Raw genomic sequence first — 24366 nt, forward strand, 5'->3', positions numbered from 1 at the left:
GCGACGGCCATCGTCGAGGTCATGCCCGCCGACAGCCGCAGTGCGTCGGTCCGAGCGTCACGCCAGTCCGGGTGGTGCCGGACACCATGCCAAGAAGGAGCGCGCGGCTCACCGCCCCAGCAGCCGCCGCAGCCAGGCGAGTCGGGCCGCCCGTGCCGCGCGGGACAGGGCGGCCTGAGGCGCGAGGGTGTCGAAGCCGTGGAACCCGCCCGGCCAGACGTGGAGTTCGGCCTCGCCGCCGCACTGCCAGATACGGGACGCGTAGGCGACCACCTCGTCCCGGAAGGTCTCCGCGGAGCCCGCGTCGAGGTAGGCCGGGGGCAGTCCGGACAGGTCGCGGGCGCGGGCGGGGGCGGCGTAGGGCGGGACGCAGGGGCCGCCACGACGGTCGCCGAGCAGCGCCGTCCAGCCGGTCTCGTTGGCGGTGCGGTCCCAGACGCCGACGCCGGCCATCTGGTGGCTGGAGACCGTGTCGTTGCGGTCGTCGAGCATCGGGGCCAGCAGCACCTGGCCGAGCGGGCGCGGGCCCTGCCGGTCCCGGCTGAGCAGGGCGAGCGCCGCGGCGAGGCCGCCGCCCGCGCTGGCGCCCACGACGACGATCCGGTCCGGGTCGGCGCCGATCTCCCGCGCGTGCCCGGCGGTCCACAGCAGACCCGCGTACACGTCCTCCACCGGCGCCGGGTACGGATGTTCGGGCGCGAGCCGGTACTCCACCGAGACCACGACGGCGCCCAGCTCGCGCGCCCACGCCAGGGGCTGGTCCACGCCGGTCCGGTCGGTGCCGAGCACCATGCCGCCGCCGTGCACGTGGTACAGCACCGGCAGCGGGGCCGTGGACCCGGTGCGGGCGGGGCGGCAGAGCAGGAGGGAGACGTCCGGGGCGCCCTCAGGGCCCGGCACCGCACGGTCCTCCACCTCGAAGGCGCCGCCCAGGGTGAGGTCCAGCAGACCGGGCAGCTCCCTGCCGGTGGCCCGGGCGGACGCCAGCTCGTCCAGGGCGAATCCGGGCGCGGCCGCGTCTCCGAGCAGGTCGAGCGCGGCGGCGAGTTCCGGGTCGAAGGGCGGCGGGACCAGCGGCGGCATGGGGTCTCCTGACGTGGCGTGGTGACGTACGGCCGAGATGGCGTGCCGGCGTACGCGCGGTGTGGTGCGTGGCCGTGCGTGCGGCGTGGCCGCTGCCGTCCGTACGGCGTGACCGTTGCCGGGCGAGCGGCTCCGCGGGGCGCCGGGTGCGCCCGTCGGACGCCTACCCCGTGGCGGGCCGGGACCGACCTGCCGAGGCAGCCGTCCGGCGGCCCGGCCCTGCGCCCAGGTGCCCTGCCAGGCCCAGCCGGTGCTGTCCGCCCTGGTCGGTCCCACGCTCGCCCTGCCCGACCTCCTGACGCCCCGGCCCACCGCCTGCGCCCCGACGCTCGACGAGGAGCTGACCGTCGTACGGGCCACGCCCTCCGAGGTCGTACCGCACGACCTGCGCGCCGGCGCACACCACGCGCCCACTTCCGTCGGCGAACAGCTCGTGCCCGGCCGGGGTGTGCGGCCTGTGCCGGCCGGCGGGAACGGCGGCCACCGCGAGACCACGGAGAGCGGACACGGAAAAGGGGCCGGAACGGAACCGGCCCCCTTCACGGTGATACGCCTCAGGCGGCCACGACCTCGCCCACGTTGCCGTGCAGACGGGCGACGACCTCGGTCAGCTGGGCGGCGACCTCGGCGTCGTCGACCGGGTGGGTCTCGGCGAAGCGGGTCACCGAGCCCGGGATGGACAGCTTGATGTCCTCGATCACCTTGCCGCCGGCGATGCCCACGGACTTGCGGGCCTCGTCCTGCGCCCACACGCCGCCGTACTGGCCGAAGGCGGTGCCGATCACGGCGACGGGCTTGCCGCCGAAGGCGCCGGCACCGTAGGGACGGGACAGCCAGTCGATGGCGTTCTTCAGGACGGCCGTGATGGTGCCGTTGTACTCGGGGGAGAAGAGCAGGAAGGCGTCGGCGGCCTGCGCGGCCTCACGCAGCTTCGCGGCGGTCGCCGGCACGCTGCCCTCGACGTCGATGTCCTCGTTGTAGAACGGGATGTCGGCCAGGCCCTCGTACAGCACGACCTCGGCGCCCTCGGGAGCGAGCTTGACGGCCGCCTCGGCGAGCTGGCGGTTGTGCGAACCGGCGCGGAGGCTGCCGACGAGCGCGAGGATGCGAACAGACATGGGAACTCCAAGAGGCTGAAACATCGCTGTTACGATCCGGACCGGGGTCCGCTTAAAGGTTGTACCACCTCAAACGGACCGCGGTCCAGTTTTGTTCCGGATGCTTTACGCTGTCGTCATGTCCAGCGCCGTGCCGCCGTTCCCGCCGTCTCCCGAGCCCTTCGACGCGCCTCAATTGCTGGAGGTCGGCGCGTTGCCCGAAGGGCCGTGTCTGCGTGCCGACGCGGCGCGCAACCGGGCCCGGCTGCTGGATGCCGCCGCCCGGCTGATCGCCGAGCACGGGGTGGCCGGGGTCACCATGGAGGCGGTGGCCGCCGCGGCCCAGGTGGGCAAGGGGACCGTGTTCCGGCGCTTCGGTGACCGTACCGGGCTGCTGATGGCCCTGCTCGACCACTCGGCCAGGCAGTTGCAGGCCGACTTCCTGGGCGGGCCCCCGCCGCTGGGGCCCGGGGCGCCGCCCCTGGAGCGGCTGCGGGCGTTCGGCGTGGCGGTGCTGTACCGCTCGGACGAGCGGCTGGACCTGCACCTCGCCGCGCAGACGGAGCCGACCCGCCGGTTCTCCCATCCGGCGCACGAGGCCCTGCGCACCCACGTCCGCATGCTGCTGCGGCAGATCGTGCCGGACGCCGACTGCGAACTGCTCTCCCAGACCCTGCTGGCCTCGCTGGACCCCGCGCTGATCCACTACCACACCAGGCAGTGCGGGCTGCCCATGGAGCGGCTGGAGGCCGGCTGGATCGACCTGGTCGCCCGGGTGACCGGCACCTCGCCGCTCCGCTGAGCACCGGACCAGCGGGTCGACGGGACCGGGCCGCCGGTTGAGTCGGTAGTGGGGGGCGGTGTTGCCGGTCGAGGTGGGGCCGGGCGTCGCGGGTCGGTCGGGGGATGAGGGTTCGCCGGGTGCACGGGCGCGGTGATTCCGGGCGGGCGGGGTGCGGCGTAGCCGGGTGAACGGGTCGGTCGTTCCGGTGAGTGCGCCGGCCGTTCAGGCGGCCAGGACCGGCTTGGCGGGCCGGCTTTTCGTCGAACGATGAACGACGCCGCCCCGCCCGCTCCCACCCCCCGCCCCTCTGCCAAGATGCGGTCTGTCATGGTGCAGATACCGAACACGCCCACGAGTGCCGACGTGGCCCGCCTGGCCGGCGTCTCGCGCGCGACCGTGTCCTACGTCCTCAACAACACCCGCGCCGTACGGATCAGCGAACCGACGCGCCGGCGCGTGCGCGAGGCCGCGCGGGAACTGGGATACGTCCCCCACGCCGCCGCCCGCAGCCTGCGTGCCGGACACAGCCGCATGGTCCTCATGCCCGCCCCGGCGATCCCGGTGGGCCCCCTGTACAGCGGGTTCCTCAACGAGTTGCAGTGGGCGCTCGGCCGGCTCGACTACACCGTCGTGCAGTACGGCACCGTCGGCCTCCAGGACGATGAAGCCGCCCGTGCCTGGGCGGAGTTGCGGCCGGTCGCCGTCCTGGTGCCCGGCGCGGAACTCGGGCCGCAGGGCGTCGGCGTCCTCAAACGCTCCGGTGCCCGTGCGGTGGTCACCTTCGGCCCCGAACGCGTCGACGGCGCGCACGCGCTGCTGATGGATCACGACGCCGTCGGCCGGAGCGCGGGCGCCCATCTGTACGCCCGGGGCCGGCGCCGGATCGGTGTCGTGGTGCCCGAGGAGCCCGGGCTTGAGGCCTACTCCCGGCCCCGGCTCGCCGGAGTGCGCCAGGCGCTGCACGGCACGGACGCCACCGTGACGGAGCTCCCGCTCGCGTACACGGAGGAAGCCGCCGCCCAACTCGCCTCGGGATGGCGGGAGTCGGGCCTGGACGCGGTGTTCGCCTACAACGACGAGTACGCGATGCTGCTGATGCGCGCCCTGCAGGACGAGGGGGTGCGCATCCCCGAGGACGTGGCCGTGATCGGCGCCGACGACCTGATGCTCGGCCGGCTGCTGCGGCCCCGCCTCAGCACCGTCCACATCGAGCTGCCCTCGGGCCGCGAGCTCGCCGAACTGGTCGACCGGGCGGTGCGCGACCCCGGCGGCGAGCCGGAGGTGCACACGGTCCTGGGTGCCTCGGTGATCCGACGCGAGTCCAGCTGACCGGTCGCCGGCACCGTCCCGTCACCCGTGGTCGGCTGCCTGCCGGGCGTTACTCGGCGCTGCCCTGCTGGGCCGCGATGCTCTTGCGGACCTCGTCCATGTCCAGGTTGCGGGCCTGCCCGATGATGTCCGTGAGGGCGGGCTCGGGGAGGGCGCCCGGCTGGGCGTAGACGGCGACCTTGTCACGGACGATCATCAGCGTCGGGATCGACTGGATGCCGAAGGCCGCGGCCAGCTCGGGCTGCGCCTCGGTGTCCACCTTGCCGAACACCAGATCGGGATTGTCCTGAGCCGCCTTCTCGTACACGGGCGCGAACTGCCGGCAGGGCCCGCACCACTCCGCCCAGAAGTCGATGAGAACGAACTCGTTCTCGGTGACGGTCTGGTCGAAGTTCTCCTTGGTCAGCTCCACGGTGCTGCTCATGGCGTGCTCCCTCGTTCCTAGGTGCGGGCGAAGCCGTGGGCACAACACGGCCACCCGGTGACGTATTCCGCGCCCCTACCCGTGTGGCCGTAGCACACACCACCCACCAGACTGACCCCATGACGGAAACGGAAACCATCGCGTACGACGTCGTGGTGATCGGGGGCGGGCCCGTGGGGGAGAACGTCGCCGACCGCACCCGCGCGGCCGGACTCACCACCGCGGTCGTGGAGAGCGAACTGCTCGGCGGCGAGTGCTCCTACTGGGCGTGCATGCCCAGCAAGGCCCTGCTCAGGCCGGTCATCGCCCAGGCCGACGCACGCCGCCTGCCCGGCCTGGCCCAGTCGGTCCAGGGCCCGCTCGACACCCCGGCCGTCCTCGCCCGCCGGGACGCGTACACCTCCCACTGGAAGGACGACGGCCAGGTGGCCTGGCTGGAGGGCACCGGCGCCGACTTCCACCGCGGTCACGGGCGCCTCGCCGGACCCCGCACGGTCACCGTGACCGCCCCCGACGGCACGGTCACCACCCTCACCGCCCGGCACGCCGTCGCCGTGTCCACCGGCACCCGCGCCCAGCTGCCCGACCTGCCGGGCCTCGACGGGGTGCAGCCCTGGACCAGCCGCGAGGCCACCAGCGCCAAGGCCGCCCCGGGCCGGCTGATCGTCGTCGGCGGCGGTGTCGTCGCCACCGAGATGGCCACCGCATGGCAGGCCCTCGGCTCCCGGGTGACCCTGCTGGTGCGCGGCAAGGGCCTGCTGAACCGGATGGAGCCGTTCGCCGGGGAACTGGTCGCCGAAGCGCTCGCCGAGGCGGGCGCCGACATCCGCACCGGCACCTCGCTGGAGTCCGTCACCCGGGAGAACGGCACCGTCGTCGCCGTCACCTCCGCCGGCGACCGGATCGAGGCCGACGAGATCCTCTTCGCCACCGGCCGTGTCCCGCACACCGACGACATCGGCCTCGACACCGTCGGCCTGGAGCCCGGCTCCTGGCTGGACGTCGACGACACCCTCCGCGTCACCGGCACCGACTGGCTGTACGCGGTCGGCGACGTCAACCACCGCGCCCTCCTCACCCACCAGGGCAAGTACCAGGCCCGCATCGCCGGCGCCGCCATCGCCGCCCGCGCGGCCGGGGACCCCGTGCTGGACGAGTCCTGGGGCGCGCACATGGCCACCGCCGACCACCACGCCGTACCCCAGGTGGTGTTCACCGAGCCCGAGGCCGCCGCGGTCGGCCTCTCCCTCGCTGAGGCGGAACAGGCCGGCCACCGCGTCCGTGCCGTCGACGTCGAGTTCTCCTCCGTCGCGGGCGCCGGCCTGTACGGCGACGGCTACAAGGGCCGCGCACGCATGGTGGTCGACCTGGAGGACGAGATCCTGCGCGGGGTCACCTTCGTCGGACCCGGCGTCGGTGAACTCATCCACTCGGCGACCATCGCCGTCGCCGGCCGGGTCCCGGTGAGCCGGCTGTGGCACGCGGTCCCGTCGTACCCGACGCTGAGCGAGGTGTGGCTGCGACTACTGGAGGCGTACCGGGACAACTGACCTGTGTTTTACGGCATTTGGAAGCCGAGCGCGTCGGCCGCCGCCTGGGGCGTCGGCCGGTTCCACAGCGCGGCGACCGCCTCGTTCGTGGACAGGGAGCGCAGTTCGGCGCGGTCCAGATAGAGCGTGCCGTCCAGGTGGTCCGTCTCGTGCTGGACGATCCGGGCGGGCCACCCGGTGAACAGCTCGTCCAGCGCGCGGCCGTGCTCGTCCTCGCCGCGCAGCCGCACCTCGGCGTGCCGGGCCACCACCGCCTGCCAGCCCGGCACGCTCAGGCAGCCCTCGAAGAACGCCGCACGCCCGGTGCCGACAGGCTCGTACACCGGATTGACCAGGACACGGAACGGCTGCGGGACCCGGCCCCGGACCACCGCCACCTCCTGCGGTACCGGCGCCGGATCCTCGATGACCGCGATCCGCAGGCCCACGCCGACCTGGGGTGCGGCGAGGCCCACTCCGGGCGCGGCGTGCATGGTGACGCGCAGGGCCTCGATGAAGCGGGTGAGCAGGGCCGGCCCGAGCTGACCGTCGTACGGCTCGGTGCCGCGCCGCAGCACCGGCTGCCCGGCGGCGACGATGGGCAGGGGGCCGCCGGCGGCGAGGAGTTCCTCGACCCGCTCGGCGAGCGCTGCGTGATCACGGGGAGGTGCCATCGCGTCAGCATGCCATGCCCGCCCGGCACTCCCTGGAGCACAGGTCACCAAAACCCCGGGAGACTACGCCCCTTGGCGGCCCGGCCACCGGACCGTCCCCGCTTGCGCACCACGTCCACCGGAGAACTCCCCGATGCCCTCCGCTCCCCTCGCCCAGCGCCGAGGCGTCCTGCCGTACGCGGACTCGTTCCAGGCCGGGAAACTCGTCTACGGCCATGAGCTGACCGTTCCCGCCGGGAAGGACCGGCCGCCTTCCTCGCCGTCGACAATCGTGCTCGGGGAGGTTGCACACCGACGCGGACGCCGCGCCTACGGAGGTGCGCCCGGCATGAAGTAGCGTGGTCCGACACGCCGACGCCGGAGGGAGACGGAGATGGTGCGGGAAGGCGGCCGGGGCCGGCGGCGCGGCCAGGGTGAGCTGGAGGGCCAGGTCCTCGGCGCACTGCGCGAGGCGGACGGACCGGTCACCGCGGCCTGGGTGCGGCAGCACCTCGGCGGCGACCTCGCCTACACCACCGTCGTCACCATCCTGACCCGGCTGCTCGCCAAGGACGTCGTCTCCCGCGAACGCCACGGCCGCTCCTTTCTGTGGACGCCGACGGCCGACGTGGCCCGGCTCGCCGCTCTGCGCATGCGCCGGCTGCTGGACGGAGAACGGGACCGCGAGGCGGTCCTGGCCAGCTTCGTCACCGCCCTGCCGCCGGGTGACGAAGAACTCCTGAGGGCCCTGCTCGACGCCACGCACACGGGCGGCGCGGGTACGGAGGACTGACCGGGCATGGGGGTGTTCGTCTTCCTGCCGCTGGTGCTGCCGCTGTCGGCCTGGCCGGTCGCCCGGCTCGCCGAGACACGGCTGCATCCGCGCACCGCGACCCGGCTGCTGACGGCGGTCGCCGTCGTCATGGCCGTCTGCAGCACGCTCTGCCTGGCCCTGCTCATGGTCGTCGGCACCGCCCAGCTGCCCGGCAACCCGCTGCCGGACGGCTGGTCCGACCCGCAGGTACGGGCCGCCGTCCCGTACGACGAGATCGCCGGCCGGGCCGCCATCCCCGCGCTCGCCCTGGTCGCCGTCGCCTGCGCCCGCACGCTGCTCCGCCACCGCCGGGTCACCCGCCGCGCCCGCCGGGCCCTCGCCGCGCTGCCGGGCAGGGCGGTGGCGGTCCTGCCCGACAGCACGCCGTACGCCTACGCCCTGCCCGGCGGCCGGGGACGGATCGTCGTCACCACCGCGCTGCTGGCCGGGCTCGCCCCCGCCGAGCGGCGCGCCCTGTTCGCCCACGAGCGTGCGCACCTGGCCGCCCGTCACCACCGCCAGCTGCTCGCCGCGCACCTGGCCGCCCGTGCCAACCCGTTCCTGCGACCGCTGCGCACCGCCGTCGTCTACACGGCCGAGCGCTGGGCGGACGAGGAGGCGGCCCGGACGGTGGGCGACCGGCGCACCGTCGCCCGAGCCATCGGCAGGGCGGCCCTGCTCTCCGCCGGCACACCGGCCCCCACCCTCGCGGCGCTCGCGGCCACCGGTCCCGTGCCGCGCCGGGTCGCCGCGCTGCTGGCCCCCGCACCCGTGGCCCGTACCTGGCCGTCGGCCTTCACCTCGGTCGGTCTCGCCGCATGGGGCGCCGCCGCCGGGGCGCTGGTGTCCGCGATGTCCTCGGCGAACTCAGCCGTCACCCTGTTCCTGCTCCTGCGCGCGACGGCCTCGCTCTGACCCCGGACGGATCGCCTTACACCCCTCCGAGCGCCGAGGCGATCCGCAGATGCTGTTCCGCCTCCTCGTGCCGGGCCTGCCGCTGGAGCGTACGGCCCAGCATCAGCCGGGCGTAGTGCTCCACCGGGTCACACTCGACGATGACCCGCAACTCGGCTTCGGCGCGGCGCAGTTGGGCCGAGTGGTAGTAGGCGCGGGCCAGCAGCAGCCGGGGCCCGGTCTGCTCCGGCACCTCCTCGACCAGCCCGGTCAGCACCCGCGCCGCGCCCGCGTAGTCCTTGGCGTCGAAGAACTGCCGCGCGCGCTCCCAGCGCTCGGCCGGCGTGCCGTGGTCGTAGTACGTGGTCTCCACTTGCGTCTCCACTCGTGCCTCCTTCGACGGCCACAACGGAACACAGTTGTTCAATATTCCACCAATTAGCCGGTGGCGTCATCGGCGCGCCAGAGGGCGACCAGGACGGGCGATACGGCGCCTCTCGTGGCGAAGGCGGCGAGTGAGCTGGGGCTGGTCGTCTTCAAGAACGGCCTTGGCTGACCAACAAGGGCCGCCGCTACGACTGACACGTCCCCACCGGACTGATCGAGCCCCGGCCATCCTGACCTGGAGAGCCGGCCCGGCGGGCCGGCTCTCGTTCTCCTGCGTGGTGCGGCGTTCGGCGGCAACGGCCGGTTCCTGTCCGCCCCGGACGGCAGCCCGCTATGGGTCTCCGGCGTCGAGCCAGGTGAACGGAGAAGCGACACGGCGCATTGCCGACCGGGCCCCTTCGTCCGCAGCCCTGAATCCTTGGCCGGTGATCCTCGCATTCAGGCCTGGGCCGCCGGCCGCTTCGGCAGAAGGAAGACGACGATGCCCGCTATGACAGCGATGGCCAGCGTCCCGAAGGACGCGACGGCAAAGGCGTGCCCGGCGGCGGCAACCCTGCCGACTGCCGCAGGATGGAACGAGCTGAAGAAGACCGCTCCGATCACGGCAACACCCAGCGCTCCGCCACACTGCTGGGCCGTGGACAAGACCCCTGAGGCGACACCGGCCGACTCCGGCTTGACGCGGCTCAGAACCGTGTTGAGCGCCGGCGTGATGACCAGCCCGCCACCCACGCTCTGCACGATGAGGGTGGGGATCAGGAGCAGCGGAGTGATCCGCGGGCCGGACACCAGCAAGACGCCGGTCGCCAGGTATCCGCTCGCCAGGATGATCGCCCCGACCTCGAGGACGCGTCGTCCGTGTTTCGGGATGGTCCGGCTCGCCACCATGCTGAACACGAAGAACGCGGTGGCTGCCGGCGTGTAGACCAGGCCCGCGCCGAGCGCCGACATGTTCAGGCCTTGCTGCAGCGTCACCGACAAGGCCAGGTAATACGAGTAGATCAGCGCGTACAGGGCGAGGACGAGAATGATCCCGAGCGAAAACGAGCGCTGTCTGAACAGCGTCAGCGGTACCAGCGGATCCCCGCCCCGCCGTTCCAGGCCCCGCTCGATCGCGACGAACAGGCCGAACGCGACGGCGCTGCCCGCGAAGCAAGCCCAGACCCACCCCGGCCAGCCTGCCTGCTGCCCCTGGATCAGCGGGAGCACCAGGAGGAAGAGAGCCGCGCTGAGCACCAGGACACCGGGCATGTCCAGCTTGCGGTTGGCGGCTGAGGCCGTCTCCGGCACATATCGCACGGCGAGCAGGAACATGGCGATTCCGATCGGCACGTTCACCCAGAACACCAGGCGCCAGCCGGAGCCGAACAGGTCGGCGCCGATCAGCAGTCCGCCGATGACCTGTCCGCCGATGGTGGCCATACCCATGACGATGCCGAGCACGCCGTACACGCTGTGCCGCTTCGCCGCCGGCACCAGCACGGTGACGTACGCGAACACCTGGGGAACCATCAGGGCGGCTCCCAGGCCCTGGATGACGCGTGCGGCGATGAGGCTGCCCGCGTTCGGCGAGAGCGCGCAAGCGACGGACGACAGAGTGAACAGGGCCACCCCGAGAAGGAAGATCCGCTTGCGGCCGTACAGGTCGGCCAGGCGGGTAGCGGTGATGATGAAGACCGCGTAACTCAGCTGATAACCCGCCAGAACCCACTGGACGTCGCTGTCGGAGGCATGCAGGTCCGCCACGATCGAGGGGTCGGCGACCACGACGATGAACGAGTCGAGGACTGCCATGAACAGAGCGGTCAAGACAACCGATATCGTCATCCAGGGAGTTGCGCCGGATTTCGCGGCCACTGAGGGCCGGCTGGCTGCTTGCTGACTACTTGCCATGATGAGAGACCTCTTTGTTTGTCGGGGTCCGGCCATGCGTGAAATCCGGGGTGCGCCCCAGGGACCCAGCCAGCTTCTTGACCACCTCGGCCGCCATGACGGCCTGACCCGAGGTCGAGAAGTGGATACGGTCCTCGCTGAGCAGGTTGCCGCGGTCGTTGACCGGGTGATCCCACATGTCCACCACCATGGCGTCGTATTCCGAAGCCAGCCCGCGCACGATCTCGTTGACCGCGGCAATCCGCTCCGGCCAGTCGGGGAACACCGGGACGACATACGCCCTGCCGAGCGTGAAGGTGGTCAGCAAGGCGCCGGTTGTCTTCGCCAGGTCGTACATCTGCCGAAGCGTTCGCTCGATCTCACCGAAGTCCGGTCTGCGCCGCGCGATGTCGTTGGCCCCGCAGGGCAGGTGGAGCAGGTCCGGGGAGAACTCGACCATGCGGGCCGCCTGGTTCTCGAGCGTCTGGGCGGTTGTTGCCCCGATCTCGGAGACATTGAGGTACTCCAGATCCGGCCGGACGGACCGCAAGACACCAGCTACACGGCCTGACCAGCCCTGATCCTGGTAGCCCGGGGTGGGATCGCCGGTCCCCGCCGAAAGGCTGTCTCCGATGACGGCATACCTGCCCCACGGCGCCCCGGTCAGCAATGTCACGGCCTCCGCCTGGTCCAGGCAGAACGGGTCGGTCGCCTCGGTGCATACGGGTTGCTTCATGCAGAAGAGCGTACAGTCGGTCGTATGCTTTCTCAAGGGCGGTCAACGAGCCGACGGCGAGGGCGACGCGTCGCCCGGAGCGTCCGCTGAATGTGAAGCGATCACCCCGCGGTGTCTGGCGGTGGCGGGTCTGTACAGGCTCCGGGCCGGTTCGGCTGCTGCGTCATCGGGCCGTTCGTCTCCTCAGAGCCTCGACGGACCAGTCGATCACCGGCTTCAGGGGTTCAGGGGCCGGCCAGCCATTGATCACGGCGAGCAGGGCGAGGTACCGGTCCCTGCGTGGATCGTTCGCGGCTTCCAGGCGTCGCAACAGCCAGCCCTGCAACAGGGTGTCGTGGGGACGGCCGACGGCGAGCGCACACCCTGCGGTGAGCGTCGCGAGCACGGGATCGGCCTGTGGTGAGTCGGGACTGATGCCGGATGCCACGGCAGTTTCCACAAGGTCGCGGATGACGGCGACGACGTCCGGGCGTGGCGGCGTGGCGGCGCCGTCAGGCGAGCACCGGATCGCGGCATGGCCTGCCTTATGTGAGCCGTCGTACCAGGAGATAGGTCCGCTGGCTGGGGTGCTCGTGTTCGGGGTGTGGTGCTCGGTCGAGGCGTGCGGTGAGGGTGAGGCCCGCTTGGGCGAGGGCCGCCGTTTCGGCGACCGGGTCGAGGAAGCGGAAGGTGAGGTCGACGGGGCTGTCCCACCATTCGGTGAGGTGTGTGGCCTGTCCCGGGCGGGTGTCGTTGTCGCTGGTGTGGAAGGCGAGGAGGGCGTGGCCCGCGGGGCGCAGCACGCGGGCGAATTCCCTGTAGGCAGCGGCTCGTTGGGCTCGGTTCAGGTGGATCACGGCGTACCAGCACAGTATGCCGCTCACCGTCCCCGAGCGGATCGGCAGCGCGGTCATGTCCGCAGCGGCGAACGGCAGGGCGGTGGCGCGGTGCGCGATGGTGCACATGGCAGGCAGGCGACAGGTCGACGCCGAAGGTACGGGCTTCCCGGCGGGCCAGGTGGGCTGTTGCGTGGCCCGGGCCGCAGCCGACGTCCACGATCGGTCCCTCGGAGGCCAGTTCGGCGAAGGCGTCCAGCAGGGCGCGGTCGAGGGGCTTGCCCTTGAGTTCATCGCCGATCTCGGCGGCGTAGCGTTCGGCCACCGTGTCGTAGCTGCTGCGCGTCACAGCGGACGCCGCGGCATGCGGGCGCGGTGCTGTCATGCCTGGCTCCGGTCGGGTCGGACGAGGACCTCGGCGCCGATCGGGGTGAACCCGGTGGCGAGGAAGGCCCGCAGGGAGCGGGCGTTGCCCGGGGCGACGGCGGCGTAGACGGGCTCGCCCTCCGACACCAGGGTGAGGGCGTCGGCGAGGAGCGCCCGGCCATGTCCGCAGCCTCCGTCCGCGGGTCGATGCAGCTCGATGCTGAGTTCCGTACGTCCGGCGAGCCCCGCCGCGAGCGTGACCAGGCCCCGCTCGTCGCCGAACACCCGTACATGTGCACGCAGTTGCCGGGCGTGCCGAACCCTCGGGTGGTCGTCGGCGTCCGTGAGCGGCCGCAAGCGCGGTGTGCCGCCGGTGCCGCGGTGTACGAGGGTGGCATCGACGCTGCCGATCCGGCCCGTGGGTCCGGCGAGGGCCCGCAGGAAGTCCGGGGACAGGGAGCCGCCGAAGCCGTCGGGCTCGTGGGCGTGGACCTGTGCGGCGGGTAGCGCGGTGGCGACGACGGCGTGGCCGGTGAAGGCGACCGAGCATTCCAGGCCGCCGGGCAGCGCGGGCAGCACCGTGACGGTCCCGTCGGCGGGTGGGAAGCGTCCTTCGGCGGCGCCGAGAAGGTACTCCAGCAGCGGGTGCGGGGGCGCGAGTGCAGTCCGGTGGGCGTCGAGGAATGCCAGCAGCGCGGCGTTGAACCGCTCCGGCTGCTCCAGGTTCGGCAAGTGGGCCGCGTCGCCGACGACGGCGAGAGCCGAGCCGGCGACGAGCCCGTGCATGAGCTCGGCCTGTTCCACCGGCGTGTAGGTGTCGTCCGCGCCGACCATCACGAGGGTCGGTACCCGCACGTCCCGCAGCGTACGGCGGTAGTCAGGCCGTTCAGCCCGCCCGCGCAGCGCCGCCGCGGCCCCGGCCGGGGCGGTACCGCGCATCATGCCCAGGACGTGCCCGGCGACCTCGGGCAGGCCGGTCACGTGGTGCGGTGCGATCATCTTGTCGATCACCTCGGCCGCGTATCCGTCCATGCCCTCGGCCAGCAGCCGATCGGCGAGGGCGTTGCGGAACGCCCTGCCCTGCTCGGTCTCGGCGAACGGCGAGGTGTCGGCCAGCACCAATGCCGCCACTCGCTCGGGGTGGCGCCGGTGGAACTCCATGGCGATCTGCCCGCCCATGGACAGTCCGACCACCACGGCCCGTTCCATGCCGAGATGGCCGAGGACGCCCGCGAGATCCTGTGCGAAGTCGGACAGCAGCGTCGCACCGGGTACGACGCTGCTCTCGCCGTACCCGCGCAGGTCGGGGACGACCACCCGATACCCCGCGGCAACGAGCGCATCCACCTGGGGACGCCACATGCTGCGGTTGAACGGGTGCCCGTGGATCAACAGGACCGGCACCCCTGCGGGAGAACCGAGATCGTCACAGGAGATGGTGACACCTGCCGCGACGAGGACCTCGCAGGCTCTGGCCCTGGTCGCCGAAGCCGGTGCCGTGCTGGTGGAGTTCATGCCGGTCGCCTTTCCGAGTGGTAGTGCAGGTGGAAGCCCGAATGCTAGTCAGGGCTTTACGGCGTGCAGATCCGCATCCCCCTTGCGTCCGCGGCATCGTGGCGGACGTCCAGTCCCGCCGCTCGGCACTGTTCGACCAGCCAGGAGGACGCGATCCGCAGCTTGGAGTAGCTGCTGGTCTGCTGCTGCCAGGAGCCGTTCGTCCGGGTGTGGAGCAGGTCGTGGACGATCACCGGGATGAAGCGGTCGGTACCGCGCAGCTCCACCGTGAGGTCGCGGTAGGTGACGACGAGGTGTCCGCCCGAGGCGAGGGCACGGCTGATGTGGCCGAGCAGCACGGGGACGTCCGCCTTGGCCGGGAGGTGGGGAAGCGTGTCACCCATGCAGACGACGGCCGCGACCATGCCTGGCTCGGCCGCCTCGGGCAGCACGGTGCGGAGGTCGCCGTGCACCGCTCGGACGACCGCGGAGTCCTGGGCGTACGTGACGAGCTCGTCGAGCAGGCGGCGGCTGGTGTCCACGGCGATCACTGCGGGAGAACCGAGGCGTACCAGGGCCAGCGTCTGCGCACCGGAGCCGCAGCCCAGGTCGATGGCCGGCCCGCCGTCCAATGAGCCGGCCGCTTTCCAGGTCATGCGTCGCTGCGGGCCCGCCAGCCCGCCAGCCCGCCAGCCCGCCGGCCCGCCGCGACCGCGCCGGGGGGCGGTGGTCAGGAGGTGGGCTGGAATGTCCACAGCAGGTTGGTGCTGGTCACCCAGGTCCATTGCTTGGTCACGGACCCGGAGGGGACCTGTCCGCCGCCGTCGAGGACAAGTCCGGTGGTGCGGTTGGCGATCGAGTACTGGCCGTTGCCGCGGTCGGTGATCTGCCACTGCTGGTGGGGGCCGCCGTGCCAGGCCGCTTGCTGGGCGGGAGCGCCGTCGCGGGTCGAGCCCCAGCCGTCGACGACCATGCCGTTGGTGCGGTTGACCAGCCTGTAGTAGCCGTTGCCGAGGTCGACGGCTTGCCACTGGAGGTTGGGGCTGTCGACCGGTGTCCACTGCTTGAGGTGGGAGCCGCTGGCGACGTTGCCGCCGCTGTCCAGGGCCAGACCATCCGTGACGTTGATCAGCCGGAAGTGCGAGGTCGGGTCGAAGGTGACCTTCAGTGAGGCGATGGCGTCGTTGTTGCCGGTCACCCGCAGGTCGGGATTGTCCGCCGTGAACGTCCAGGCCGTGCCGGTGAAGTTGTCGCCGGAGTAGCCCGTCACCGAATAGCCCTGGGGCACCCTCAGTGAGGAGATGGCCGAGGGCCCCACCCCCGCGGCCGACAGCTGGGAGGAGGAGTAGCTGCCCAGCGGCAGGATGGCGCTCGCCGAGGAGTAACCCACGTCCTGGTACACCGCCACCCTGGCCCCGCCCACGGACGTGGGGACGCCGCTGACCTCGACACAGACCACGGAGTCATGGGCGTCCGGGGCGGTGGTCGGCACGGTGACGCTGATCTGGCCGCCGCCGACGGTGTAGGTGAGCGAAGCCGAGGGGTTGTTCATCAGGTAGACACGGCTGATCGTGTTGGTGATCGCCGGGATGTGCAGCACGCCATTGGCGGGCCAGGTGAAGACGTGGGCAAACAGCTTGCCGTCCTTCTTGGTGGCCTTGCCCCAGGCCGGATCGGTGGCGAAGGGGCTTGCCGTGGCTCCGTGGATGCTGTCGCCGTATGTCGGCATCCAGGAAGCCAGGCCGCGCAGAATGGTCACGGATCCGGCGGTGACCGAGCCGTCGCCCTTGGGGCCGATGTTCAGCAGGAAGTTGCCGTCCCGGGAGACGCATGTGACGAGTTCCTGGACGAAATCGCTGATGGGTCGGTAGGAGTTCTCGGCGCCCGAGTTGTAACCCCAGGCGCCGTTCATGGTGTCGCATCTCTCCCACTGCCGCTCCAGCGGCGCGTCGGGGACACCGAACTCCGCGACGCTGTAGTCGCCCAGACCGAAGTCCCGCTTGACCCGTTCGTTGACGACGAGGTCGGGCTTGCGGGCGATCAACCAGTTGTAGAGGTCGACGCCGTCCGACCGGAGCCACCAGTCCTGCAGGGTGGGGCTGGCGGGTTCTGCGAACCAGTCGCCGTCGAACCACAGGAGTGCCGGGTCGTAGCGGTCCAGCAGCTCCTGCAGCTGGGCCTTCATATCGGCGATATACGCGGTTCTGGCGGCCTGCGAGGCCATTGTTGTGAGGCCCCCTCGGTCGGTCTGGGAGGGGTGGTTCCAGTCCAGGATCGAGTAGTAAAGCCCGAACTTGACGCCTCGCGCCTCGCACTCGGTCTTGAGTGCCGCCAGCAGGTCGCCCCGGACACCTGCGTAATCGCGCAGGTTGTACAGCTTGGCGCCGGTGGTGTCGGTGAAGCCGGGGACGTCGGAGTCCCACATGGCGAAGCCCTCATGGTGCTTGGCGGTGATCACCAGGTACTTCATACCGGCGTCCGCAGCCAGTTGGGCGATGGTGGCGGCGTTGAACGCGGTCGGGCTGAAGTGTGCGGACACCTGGGTCTGATAGCTGGCCTTGGACCAGTTCTCGTTGTTGAACGCCCATTCACCGTGGCCGAGGGAGGAGTAGGACCCGAAGTGGATGAACATCCCGAACCGGGCCTGGTACCACCAGTCCATCTTCGAGGGGACGGTGTAAGCCTCGGCGGTGGCAGGCAACAGGACCTGCGGCAGCCCGAAGGCCACGACGCCACCGGCGAGCGCGGCAGCCTTGATCAGGGAACGTCTGCTCAGGGGTGCAGAGGACATGGTGCGGCTCCTGGATCGTGGGGGTGCTGGTCGGGGTGGGGGCTCCTGAAGGGACGTCAGGTCCGTGAGCACCTCGGACGCGTTGCGTTCCGAACCTCAGTGCCGGTCAGATACATCGGATGAATTTATAGACGCTGCCCACTGTGACGTCCAGGGGTGAAGCAGCCATTCACCAATCGCACTGCGTAGTCCACCATTTGATCGAGATCAACCCATCCCCGTACGGTGATCGCGGCCTGATCTCCCGGCATAGCTCGGATCTATGGTGCTCGGGCTGACGCCCTGGGGGGCGCCGACGAGCTCGATGTGCTGTCCGATGGTGCAGCGGGCGGTCCGGGGGCAGCGGCAGATCGAGCACCCCCTGGAGGGTCCGGTCCGCGTCGCCGACGGCGTTGTCGAAGAAATAGGTGGAACCCAAGATCGCGTAGGCGCAGCGGCTGCTCGTGGCGCATGCCCAGCGTTCCGGTCCGATGGCCGGTGAGGGCGTCCGGTTGCCTGATTCTCCGGCTGGGGGCAGCGTGGTCGGTATCGGTCAGTTGTCCTGGGAGGAGTGTGCTGTGGCCATGGTCTCCCATGGGGCGTCGCGGACGATGTGGCCGCGGCTGCGGGTCGCCGACTGGACCGAGACCCGGGACACACTGCACATGTGGGCCCAGATCGTCGGCAAGATCCGGCTGGCCCACGCGCCCCTGGTCAATCACTGGTGGCAGGTCACCCTGTACGTCAGCCCGCGCGGCCTGACCACGTCGGCGATCCCCTACCGCTCGGGGGTCTTCGACATCGAGTTCGACTTCCTCGACCATCAGCTGTGTGTCCGCAGCAGCGACGGCGCCAACCGCAGCGTGGCCCTGGAGCCGAGACCGGTGGCCGACTTTTACCGCGAGACGATGCACGCCCTGGATGAGCTGGGAATTGAGACAAAGATCCAGGCGTCTCCGAACGAGGTGGACCCAGCGATCCCCTTCAATGAGGACTACCAGCACGCTTCCTACGACCCGAGCGCCGCACAGCTCTTCTGGCAGCAGTTGCTGCAGGCCAACCGGGTGCTGGGGGAGTTCCGCTCGTGCTTCGTCGGCAAAGTCAGCCCAGTGCACTTCTTCTGGGGTGCCATGGACCTGGCCTGCACGAGGTTCTCAGGACGGGCGGCCCCGCCGCATCCTGGCGGCGCCCCGAACTGCGGTGACTGGGTGATGACGGAAGGCTACTCCCGCGAGTTGAGCAGCTGTGGTTTCTGGCCCGGCGGCGGTGAAGAGGGGGCCTTTTACTCGTACGCCTATCCAGAGCCGGATGGCTTCGCCGCGCAGCCGGTCACCCCGGCCGACGCGTACTACAGCCCTGACCTCGGTCAGTTCCTTCTCCCGTACGAGGCGGTGCGTACTGCGGCCGACCCGGACCGGGTACTGGCCGGTTTCCTGCACACGACCTACGAGGCTGCTGCGGAACGCGGCGGCTGGGACCGGGCGTCCCTGGAAGAGGACCCGAACCGGTGGCGACAGCACCGTAGATCATCACCCATCGTGAGCGTGCATGACGATCCGCAATGACCCGGCGGCAACGGTGGACCGGCCCCGAGGCGGGGCCGTCCCATGGCGGGTGCTTCCCCGGGACCGGCAGCCACGGCGTGGCCTCGGCTGCACGTGGCAGCCGCTGCGGCTCGCACCGGCGAGACAAACGGCGACCTGGGGGTTCCCGATCCGCCCGCGGTGCCGGTGTACTGACGTCGCACACCCACCGTGGCCCGGCCCTTCTTGGGATCGCCGGTCTCGTCCACGACCAGCACCGCATCCGGGTCGGTCAGGTGCTCCACACTAAGGCGCGGACATCGTCACGGACCCCGTCGGCGTCCCACACCGCCCGGTTCAGCAAGTGCTGCATCCCATCCGGCCGGGCCTCGCCGGCCCACGCGGCCAGGGTTCCAGCAGGTCTTGCGCGGCAGGTCTTGCGCGCAGTTGTGCAGCACGATGCCGTTCCCGTCGAAGGCGTGGACCTCCGAGACCATCACGTCATAGACGTCCTCGCGCTCGTCCGGCTCGACGCTTTCCACGGTCGCCGTGTACGGATTCTTGTAGAAGCCGCGCCGCATGTCGTTGGTGAGGGCTTCCCACTTCTCTGTCTTCGCCGAGTTGAGGAAGCCGACAACCTGCATGTAGCGGGCCGCGTTCGCCCCTGCGGCGATCAGTCGGTAGCTGCGCCGCGAGGTGTACTCGCCGCCCCGCTCGCCCCAGTCGTGCACCTGCTCATCCTTGAGCTTCCGTATGACGGAGCGGATGCCGAGGCGGGCGAGCATCCGCTGCACTGCCTGGAGGGCGGGGAGGTCAATGGACGTGAGGCGGATGCTCACGCCACCGGCAGTGGACGCACCCTCGATGTGCCCATCTGCGTCGAACAGCCCGCGCAGGAAGCCCCGGTAGAAGCCGGACGAAGCTCGCTCGACCTCTGGCGTGACCGTTTTGCGGCCTTGGGCGATGTCGAACTTGGCGGCGAGGTCACGGATGCCGGTTGTCTTCAGGCGGTACTGGTCGCTCTGGCTGACTCGGTGCCATCCCTTGAAGTCGGAGCGCGCGCCGAGCTTCACTACTTCCTCGTAGAGGTAGTCACGAACCGGCTCGAAGCCAGGGTCCGTGTCCCAGAAGGCGACAGCTCCGTAACCCCCGTAGGTGTGGAAGGTCCCGTCACCGACGAGGTTGCCGAGCACATAGCCCTGCCCCTCAGTGCCACGGCCAGCCCAGCTCGCGCCCAGGTTGTCGCTCAGGCGGACGAGGGTGCCGGGCTTGAGGTCGCCGGCCGCGACCCACTCTTCGCGAGCGTCCGTCGCGTAGCGGTTCGACTTCGGGATGTACGTCAGCACGCTGTGGCCGGCGGTCAGTCGGACCTCATGGCCTTCAGAGGTCCGCACCTTTACGACGTCCTTGGTGCCGGTCTTGAAGAAGCCGTTCGACAGGGTCCCGTAAGGCTTGCCGTCCAGGACGGCAGTGAAGGGGATGCCGACAAGGTCCCTTACCTGTCGTGCGCCCTCGCTGGTGAGGACCCACACCGAGTCCACTACACACGGATTGGCCGCCATCACTTCCTTTACCCCCCACGTTCGACGGCGAGCTGTTCCCGTAGCCGGGCTCGCCGTTGCGCAGCATCCCAGCCGGCACTGACAAGTGGACGCGCTTGGCGGCCTGGTGCCGACCGTTCGTGCAGTCGTGGCACAGGTCGCGCGAGCAGTAGGAGAAGCAGAACTCGCGGCGGGAGGCCGGAGTGCCTGGGCTGGCCGCCGGGCCACTGAGGAACGACTGCGCACCCGCCTTCAAGGAACGCCGGAGGGGTGTTCAGCGTGTGCGTGACCGGTGCGGCGGCCAGTGATCCAGTGATGGAGCCGAGGGGGATGTCCGCCGTGCGAAAGGCGGCGAGGGGGTGCCGAGCAGCGGACGTAGTAGCCGGTCCTCCGGGGCCGCGGGCACACCCCGGGGGCAGGGGTGCCGGCGTCGGCTTTGCTCATGGCGCCCGCGGTGCCGGCTGCCGCAGGCCCCCGGCCGGCCCGGCAGCTCGCTCCGGCTGCGGCGGCCCGCATGCTGGCGGCCACCACGGCGGTCGCGGCGCTGGCCACGGTCTGGGGCCTGCTGGTGCCGGCCGCCGGCGGCCTGGGCCCCATCGGCGAGGTCGTCGCTCATACCCGCCCCGACCCGGCCGCCCTCGCCGCCACCGATCCGGTACCGCGCACACTGGGCGCACTGGCCGCTGTTCTGCTCGCTTGCGGTCTTTGCCGTCTCGTACGCAGTGTATGGCGGCGGCACCGTGAGGTACGGGCCTTGGCCCGGCTGCGGGCCCTGCCCGTGGCGGGAGACCTGATCGTGCTGGCCGACCACCGGCCCGACGCCTGCGCACTGCCCGGCCGGCCTGGGCGGATCGTGCTCACCTCCGGCATGCTCCGCGCGCTGCCCGCCGACGAGTTGCCGTGCTGCTGGCCCACGAACGCGCCCACCTCGCCCACCTCGCCCACCGTAACGACCGCTACAGGGCCCTGGGCGAGATGGCCTGCGCGCTCAATCCGCTGTTGCGCGGCCTGCGTGACCAGCTCGGCTTCGCCTTGGAACGCTGGACGGACAAGGACGCCGCCCAGCAGGTGGCAAGCAGACCGCTCGCGGCCCGCTTCCTGGCGCTCGCGGCCCGCTCCCTGACGCTCGCGGCCCTCGCCGGGCCCGGCGGCGGCCCGGCGGTCGCACTGGCCTACCTGCGTCATCAGGTGACCGCCCGCGTCCGCGTGCTTCAGGGGACCCGGCCTGAGAGCCGCCGAAGCGCCACCTTGCTTGCCACGTCGCTGGTCACCCTGACCGCCTTCGCCATGGCGGACACCACCTCGGCACCGGGCCGGTTTCTCGCGACTCTGCACCCGTGACCGGGTCCGCCATCAGCTGACATCGCCCTCGATACCGCCAAGTTCGCGTAAATGGGCGGAACTTCAGGTCTATGCGCGGCGCAAGGTAAACTCCACGCCATTTTTCCCGTGAGCCCTTTGTGTGGCTGTTGTGGTCACGCCAAGATCCCGTCTGCGTCGGGACACCCCCATGCCCGACGCAGGGAGGAGAGGGCATGTTGCTCCGAAGGCACCAACGGCGGTTCATGACCTGCGCCGTCGTGGCCGCCGCGTTCGGACTGGTAAGCACCCAGTCGTTCGCGGCGTCGACCGGCACCAGACCGCGGCCCTGGCAGGCGCGCCACCAGGCCGCCATAGGCCGCGAGCACATCAAGGCGGTGCACGGGGGCCATGGAACGTCCGCGTTCGCCGCAGAGGGCGATGATGACGGCTCCGACGAGGCGGAGAACTCCGCTGAAGCCACGGCCCAGTTCACCGAGGCCCGCACCGCTCCCGGTGTGGTCGCGCCCGGCTCCTACGGGGCGGCTTGGCAGCAGTTGCAGTCGATGAAGCACGCGAGCGGCAGCTGGGACCACGTCACGAAGAAGGCGTACGACTCCGACGACCCCCGCTACCGCGATGTGAACTCCAACTCCAGTGGCGGCGCGGGCAAGGTGACCGGCCGGATCACCGGCATCGCCGCCGATGACCAGGGCTATGTGTACGCGGGCGGTGCCAACGGCGGTGTCTTCCGGTCCACCACCGGCGGCGGACACTGGAAGCCGATCGCCGACAAGCTGCCGTCCCTGTCGACGGGCACACTCTCCCTGGACGGCAAGAACCGCCTCTGGTACGCCACGGGCGAGTCCAACACCGGGGCGACCTCGTTCGTCGGTACTGGCGTGTACGTCCTGAAGGACCCGCGCCACGGCCGGTTCCAGCCCGGTGACCGCGTGGGCGGCGCCGAACTGGAGTCCACGGTCATCCACGCGCTGCGTTTCGCCGGCACCAAGGTGTGGGCGGCGACCAGCACCGGCGTGTGGTCGCACTCCACGACCACCCTGTCCGGGCCCTGGAAGCACGAGTTCACCCCCAACCCGGACTATCTGCCGGGCGGTTCGAAGGCGGACGATCCCAGCGCGCCGTACAAGAACATCGCCAACGACATCGCCGTCGACCCCAAGGACCCGGACAAGGTCCTCCTCGCGGTCGGCTGGCGCGGCGGCGACACCTACAACGGCCTGTACGCCAAGCAGGACGACGGCAGCTGGAAGCCGGTCAGCGGGCTCGGTGACCTGCCCACCAGCAGCGGCGACGTCGGCAACATGACGTTCGCCGCCGCGGCCGACGGCTCGCGCCTGTACGCCGTCGACCAGTCGCCGGCGCAGACGACCGCCAACCCGGACAGCGGGCTCAAGGGTGTGTACGTGTCGAAGAGCGGTTCGCCGTTCGGGCCGTGGACGCAGATCGCGGACTACACCAAGCTGAAGGCGTCCGGATCCGCACTCCAGAGCGCGGGCTACATGCCCGGCATCCAGTCCTGGTACAACCAGTTCCTCCAGGTCGACCCGGCCAACGCCGACCATCTCTACCTCGGCCTGGAAGAGGTCTTCGAGACCAAGAACGGCGGCCAGAGCTGGACCGTGCCCGGTCCCTACTGGAACTTCCCCTTCCCCTGCTGGAGCATCGACCCGGCCAAGCAGACCGGCGACTGCTCGCCCACGACCCACTCCGACCAGCACGCGGTCGCGATCGGCAGCTACCAGGGCAAGACGTGGGCGTACGTCGGCAACGACGGCGGCATCTACCGGCGCCCGCTCAACGGCGCGGTCGACTCCGGCGGCCACGCCAAGGACTGGCAGTCCCTGAGCGACGGCACCCTCGACACCCTCCAGTACTACTCCGTGGGCGTCGGCAAGGACCTCACCAACGGTGGTGTCTCGGTGACCGGCGGCCTGCAGGACAACGGCCAGTCCATCCTGCGCGGCCACGACAAGGTCATGGGCTCCAACTTCGGCGGCGACGGCGGAGACACCATCGCCGACCCCGCCAACGGCTGCAACATCGCCGCCGAATACGTCTACCTCGACATGTGGGTGACGCAGAACTGCGGTGTGAACGACGGTTCCTGGTCGACGGACCCGTCCAAGGCCACCGAGTACGAGGTCGCCCCGCCGGACAAGGACCAGGGCGGCGCCGGCGCCCGCTTCATCGCACCGATCACCGCCGACGCCAAGAACACCAGCACCTGGGTGGCAGGCGGCCGGCACGTGTGGGTGAACACCAAGGGCTTCGCCATCCGCTCCGGCAAGGAGTGGACGAACGCCTACGACCTCGGCGAGGGCCACGTGGCCACGGCCGTCGCGTCCTCCGGCGGCACGGTCTACGTCGGCTGGTGCGGCCCCTGCAACAACCAGGGCTTCACCCGGGGCATCGCGGTCGGCAACGCCGACGGCACCGGCTGGCACCAGCTCAGCCTCCCGGTCGACGGCACGATCCCGAACCGCTACGTCTCCGGCTTCGAGATCGACCCGGCCAACGCCCAGCACGTCTACGTGGCGATCAACGGCTTCTCCCGCCGGTTCACCGAGGGCCCGGGCGCGGGCGTCGGCCACGTCTTCGAGTCCAAGGACGGCGGCGCCGGCTGGACGGACATCTCCGCCAACCTGCCCGACGTCCCCGCCGACACGGTCAAGCTCCTCCCGAACGGCGGCCTCGCCCTCGGCACCGACCTGGCCACCTTCTACCGCCCCGCCGGGGCCACCAAGTGGCTGGTCCTGGGACACAACCTGCCCACCACGGCCGTCATGCAGCTCCGTCTCGGCCCCGACGGCAAGCTGTACGCCGCCACCCACGGACGCGGCATCTGGTCCTTCGACGTACGGCGCCTCAAGGGCCGTAAGGACTGATCACGACGGCTACTCCGTCACCCAGCGGCCGGTGCACCCCCCTCGCG

Annotated in this window: 22 protein-coding genes and 2 pseudogenes; 9 read left to right on the forward strand and 15 right to left on the reverse strand. The window is 71.0% G+C overall.

Translation table 11 applies throughout. From position 1 onward, the window contains the following. Positions 1 to 108: 108 nt before the first annotated feature. The 3 genes from ABZ624_RS23550 to ABZ624_RS23560 all read right to left on the reverse strand — a co-directional run bounded on the left by ABZ624_RS23550 (position 109) and on the right by ABZ624_RS23560 (position 2201). Entirely contained in the window at positions 109 to 1083 is a 975-nt protein-coding gene (locus tag ABZ624_RS23550; RefSeq protein WP_360092196.1) for an alpha/beta hydrolase, read from the reverse strand. Positions 1084 to 1246: 163 nt separating this feature from the next. Then, positions 1247 to 1591: a hypothetical protein gene (locus ABZ624_RS23555; protein ID WP_360092199.1), complete on the reverse strand. Its 345-nt coding sequence runs from the start codon at positions 1589 to 1591 to the stop codon at positions 1247 to 1249. A gap of 46 nt (positions 1592 to 1637) precedes the next feature. After that, positions 1638 to 2201, reverse strand: coding sequence for an NAD(P)H-dependent oxidoreductase (locus ABZ624_RS23560; protein ID WP_360092202.1), 564 nt, complete (start codon positions 2199 to 2201; stop codon positions 1638 to 1640). Between the two features lie 100 nt (positions 2202 to 2301). Here ABZ624_RS23560 and ABZ624_RS23565 point away from each other — a divergent pair, with 100 nt between their 5' ends. Together ABZ624_RS23565 and ABZ624_RS23570 are read left to right on the forward strand one after the other, a co-directional pair. Then, positions 2302 to 2982, forward strand: a complete 681-nt coding sequence (locus ABZ624_RS23565) for a TetR/AcrR family transcriptional regulator (RefSeq protein ID WP_360092205.1) — start codon at positions 2302 to 2304, stop codon at positions 2980 to 2982. 297 nt (positions 2983 to 3279) lie between these two features. Further along, positions 3280 to 4293 (forward strand): LacI family DNA-binding transcriptional regulator, encoded by a 1014-nt coding sequence (locus tag ABZ624_RS23570; RefSeq protein ID WP_360092208.1) that lies wholly within the window; start codon positions 3280 to 3282, stop codon positions 4291 to 4293. A gap of 49 nt (positions 4294 to 4342) precedes the next feature. On the opposite strand, the gene trxA is transcribed toward ABZ624_RS23570, so the two are convergent. Next, positions 4343 to 4717, reverse strand: coding sequence for a thioredoxin (gene trxA, locus ABZ624_RS23575; RefSeq protein WP_360092211.1), 375 nt, complete (start codon positions 4715 to 4717; stop codon positions 4343 to 4345). Between the two features lie 119 nt (positions 4718 to 4836). Between trxA and ABZ624_RS23580 the strand changes: the two genes are divergently transcribed. Beyond that, positions 4837 to 6267, forward strand: a complete 1431-nt coding sequence (locus tag ABZ624_RS23580) for an NAD(P)/FAD-dependent oxidoreductase (protein WP_360092214.1) — start codon at positions 4837 to 4839, stop codon at positions 6265 to 6267. Between the two features lie 8 nt (positions 6268 to 6275). On the opposite strand, the gene ABZ624_RS23585 is transcribed toward ABZ624_RS23580, so the two are convergent. Then, positions 6276 to 6920 carry a peptide deformylase gene (locus tag ABZ624_RS23585; protein ID WP_360092217.1) on the reverse strand — a complete coding sequence of 215 codons (645 nt, stop codon included), beginning with the start codon at positions 6918 to 6920 and terminating at the stop codon, positions 6276 to 6278. Between the two features lie 133 nt (positions 6921 to 7053). Between ABZ624_RS23585 and ABZ624_RS23590 the strand changes: the two genes are divergently transcribed. From ABZ624_RS23590 to ABZ624_RS23600, 3 genes are read left to right on the forward strand one after another with little or no spacing between them, the layout of a single operon-like run. After that, a complete protein-coding gene (locus ABZ624_RS23590) occupies positions 7054 to 7257 on the forward strand; it encodes a hypothetical protein (protein WP_360092220.1) in 204 nt (67 codons plus the stop codon). 36 nt (positions 7258 to 7293) lie between these two features. Next, positions 7294 to 7692 (forward strand): BlaI/MecI/CopY family transcriptional regulator, encoded by a 399-nt coding sequence (locus tag ABZ624_RS23595; protein WP_360092223.1) that lies wholly within the window; start codon positions 7294 to 7296, stop codon positions 7690 to 7692. A 6-nt stretch (positions 7693 to 7698) separates the two neighbouring features. Continuing rightward, positions 7699 to 8628, forward strand: coding sequence for a M56 family metallopeptidase (locus ABZ624_RS23600; protein ID WP_360092226.1), 930 nt, complete (start codon positions 7699 to 7701; stop codon positions 8626 to 8628). Between the two features lie 16 nt (positions 8629 to 8644). Here ABZ624_RS23600 and ABZ624_RS23605 read toward each other — a convergent pair whose 3' ends face one another. From ABZ624_RS23605 to ABZ624_RS23640, 8 genes and pseudogenes are all read right to left on the reverse strand, one after another. Next, positions 8645 to 8980, reverse strand: coding sequence for a tetratricopeptide repeat protein (locus ABZ624_RS23605; protein WP_360092437.1), 336 nt, complete (start codon positions 8978 to 8980; stop codon positions 8645 to 8647). A 452-nt stretch (positions 8981 to 9432) separates the two neighbouring features. Next, entirely contained in the window at positions 9433 to 10887 is a 1455-nt protein-coding gene (locus tag ABZ624_RS23610; RefSeq protein ID WP_360092229.1) for an MFS transporter, read from the reverse strand. Then, positions 10877 to 11602, reverse strand: a complete 726-nt coding sequence (locus ABZ624_RS23615) for an SGNH/GDSL hydrolase family protein (RefSeq protein ID WP_360092232.1) — start codon at positions 11600 to 11602, stop codon at positions 10877 to 10879. Before ABZ624_RS23615 ends, ABZ624_RS23610 begins: the two co-directional genes overlap by 11 nt. 163 nt (positions 11603 to 11765) lie before the next feature. Then, positions 11766 to 12029 carry a hypothetical protein gene (locus tag ABZ624_RS23620; protein WP_360092235.1) on the reverse strand — a complete coding sequence of 88 codons (264 nt, stop codon included), beginning with the start codon at positions 12027 to 12029 and terminating at the stop codon, positions 11766 to 11768. A 97-nt stretch (positions 12030 to 12126) separates the two neighbouring features. Further along, on the reverse strand, positions 12127 to 12546 hold the full coding sequence (locus ABZ624_RS23625) for a class I SAM-dependent methyltransferase (protein ID WP_360092237.1): 420 nt from the start codon (positions 12544 to 12546) through the stop codon (positions 12127 to 12129). 915 nt (positions 12547 to 13461) lie between these two features. Beyond that, a pseudogene (locus tag ABZ624_RS23630) lies at positions 13462 to 14220 on the reverse strand (alpha/beta fold hydrolase); the annotation flags it as partial. A 134-nt stretch (positions 14221 to 14354) separates the two neighbouring features. Beyond that, positions 14355 to 14933: a class I SAM-dependent methyltransferase gene (locus ABZ624_RS23635; protein WP_360092240.1), complete on the reverse strand. Its 579-nt coding sequence runs from the start codon at positions 14931 to 14933 to the stop codon at positions 14355 to 14357. Between the two features lie 74 nt (positions 14934 to 15007). Further along, the gene (locus tag ABZ624_RS23640) at positions 15008 to 17068 is read right to left on the reverse strand and encodes an alpha-L-fucosidase (protein ID WP_360092243.1); all 2061 of its coding nucleotides are present in this window, start codon (positions 17066 to 17068) and stop codon (positions 15008 to 15010) included. Positions 17069 to 17631: 563 nt separating this feature from the next. Here ABZ624_RS23640 and ABZ624_RS23645 point away from each other — a divergent pair. Beyond that, on the forward strand, positions 17632 to 18612 hold the full coding sequence (locus tag ABZ624_RS23645) for a DUF5996 family protein (RefSeq protein WP_360092440.1): 981 nt from the start codon (positions 17632 to 17634) through the stop codon (positions 18610 to 18612). Between the two features lie 99 nt (positions 18613 to 18711). Here the strand turns inward: ABZ624_RS23645 and ABZ624_RS23650 are convergent. Beyond that, positions 18712 to 18982: pseudogene (locus tag ABZ624_RS23650) on the reverse strand (transposase); the annotation flags it as partial. Continuing rightward, positions 18894 to 20132: an LAGLIDADG family homing endonuclease gene (locus ABZ624_RS23655; protein WP_360092246.1), complete on the reverse strand. Its 1239-nt coding sequence runs from the start codon at positions 20130 to 20132 to the stop codon at positions 18894 to 18896. The gene ABZ624_RS23655 and the pseudogene ABZ624_RS23650, both read right to left, overlap by 89 nt. Positions 20133 to 21011: 879 nt before the next feature. Here ABZ624_RS23655 and ABZ624_RS23660 point away from each other — a divergent pair. Both ABZ624_RS23660 and ABZ624_RS23665 read left to right on the forward strand, forming a co-directional pair. Next, positions 21012 to 21452, forward strand: a complete 441-nt coding sequence (locus ABZ624_RS23660) for a hypothetical protein (protein ID WP_360092249.1) — start codon at positions 21012 to 21014, stop codon at positions 21450 to 21452. A gap of 194 nt (positions 21453 to 21646) precedes the next feature. After that, on the forward strand, positions 21647 to 24319 hold the full coding sequence (locus tag ABZ624_RS23665) for a glycosyl hydrolase (RefSeq protein ID WP_360092252.1): 2673 nt from the start codon (positions 21647 to 21649) through the stop codon (positions 24317 to 24319). Positions 24320 to 24366 lie beyond the last annotated feature (47 nt).

This window comes from Streptomyces sp. NPDC007205 (genome assembly GCF_040634095.1).
In the GTDB taxonomy this organism is placed as follows: Bacteria; Actinomycetota; Actinomycetes; order Streptomycetales; family Streptomycetaceae; genus Streptomyces.

What these genes read in the sequence shown, in the direction of transcription:
- ABZ624_RS23560 (WP_360092202.1), bottom strand. Translation starts at nt 2,201, where the DNA reads ATGTCTGTTCGCATCCTCGCGCTCGTCGGCAGCCTCCGCGCCGGTTCG.
- ABZ624_RS23565 (WP_360092205.1), top strand. Translation starts at nt 2,302, where the DNA reads ATGCTTTACGCTGTCGTCATGTCCAGCGCCGTGCCGCCGTTCCCGCCG.
- ABZ624_RS23590 (WP_360092220.1), top strand. Translation starts at nt 7,054, where the DNA reads ATGCCCTCCGCTCCCCTCGCCCAGCGCCGAGGCGTCCTGCCGTACGCG.
- ABZ624_RS23640 (WP_360092243.1), bottom strand. Translation starts at nt 17,068, where the DNA reads ATGTCCTCTGCACCCCTGAGCAGACGTTCCCTGATCAAGGCTGCCGCG.
- ABZ624_RS23665 (WP_360092252.1), top strand. Translation starts at nt 21,647, where the DNA reads ATGTTGCTCCGAAGGCACCAACGGCGGTTCATGACCTGCGCCGTCGTG.
- ABZ624_RS23635 (WP_360092240.1), bottom strand. Translation starts at nt 14,933, where the DNA reads ATGACCTGGAAAGCGGCCGGCTCATTGGACGGCGGGCCGGCCATCGAC.
- ABZ624_RS23580 (WP_360092214.1), top strand. Translation starts at nt 4,837, where the DNA reads ATGACGGAAACGGAAACCATCGCGTACGACGTCGTGGTGATCGGGGGC.
- ABZ624_RS23600 (WP_360092226.1), top strand. Translation starts at nt 7,699, where the DNA reads ATGGGGGTGTTCGTCTTCCTGCCGCTGGTGCTGCCGCTGTCGGCCTGG.
- ABZ624_RS23645 (WP_360092440.1), top strand. Translation starts at nt 17,632, where the DNA reads ATGGTCTCCCATGGGGCGTCGCGGACGATGTGGCCGCGGCTGCGGGTC.
- ABZ624_RS23570 (WP_360092208.1), top strand. Translation starts at nt 3,280, where the DNA reads ATGCGGTCTGTCATGGTGCAGATACCGAACACGCCCACGAGTGCCGAC.
- ABZ624_RS23550 (WP_360092196.1), bottom strand. Translation starts at nt 1,083, where the DNA reads ATGCCGCCGCTGGTCCCGCCGCCCTTCGACCCGGAACTCGCCGCCGCG.
- trxA (WP_360092211.1), bottom strand. Translation starts at nt 4,717, where the DNA reads ATGAGCAGCACCGTGGAGCTGACCAAGGAGAACTTCGACCAGACCGTC.
- ABZ624_RS23610 (WP_360092229.1), bottom strand. Translation starts at nt 10,887, where the DNA reads ATGGCAAGTAGTCAGCAAGCAGCCAGCCGGCCCTCAGTGGCCGCGAAA.
- ABZ624_RS23585 (WP_360092217.1), bottom strand. Translation starts at nt 6,920, where the DNA reads ATGGCACCTCCCCGTGATCACGCAGCGCTCGCCGAGCGGGTCGAGGAA.
- ABZ624_RS23625 (WP_360092237.1), bottom strand. Translation starts at nt 12,546, where the DNA reads ATGTGCACCATCGCGCACCGCGCCACCGCCCTGCCGTTCGCCGCTGCG.
- ABZ624_RS23615 (WP_360092232.1), bottom strand. Translation starts at nt 11,602, where the DNA reads ATGAAGCAACCCGTATGCACCGAGGCGACCGACCCGTTCTGCCTGGAC.
- ABZ624_RS23595 (WP_360092223.1), top strand. Translation starts at nt 7,294, where the DNA reads ATGGTGCGGGAAGGCGGCCGGGGCCGGCGGCGCGGCCAGGGTGAGCTG.
- ABZ624_RS23655 (WP_360092246.1), bottom strand. Translation starts at nt 20,132, where the DNA reads ATGGCGGCCAATCCGTGTGTAGTGGACTCGGTGTGGGTCCTCACCAGC.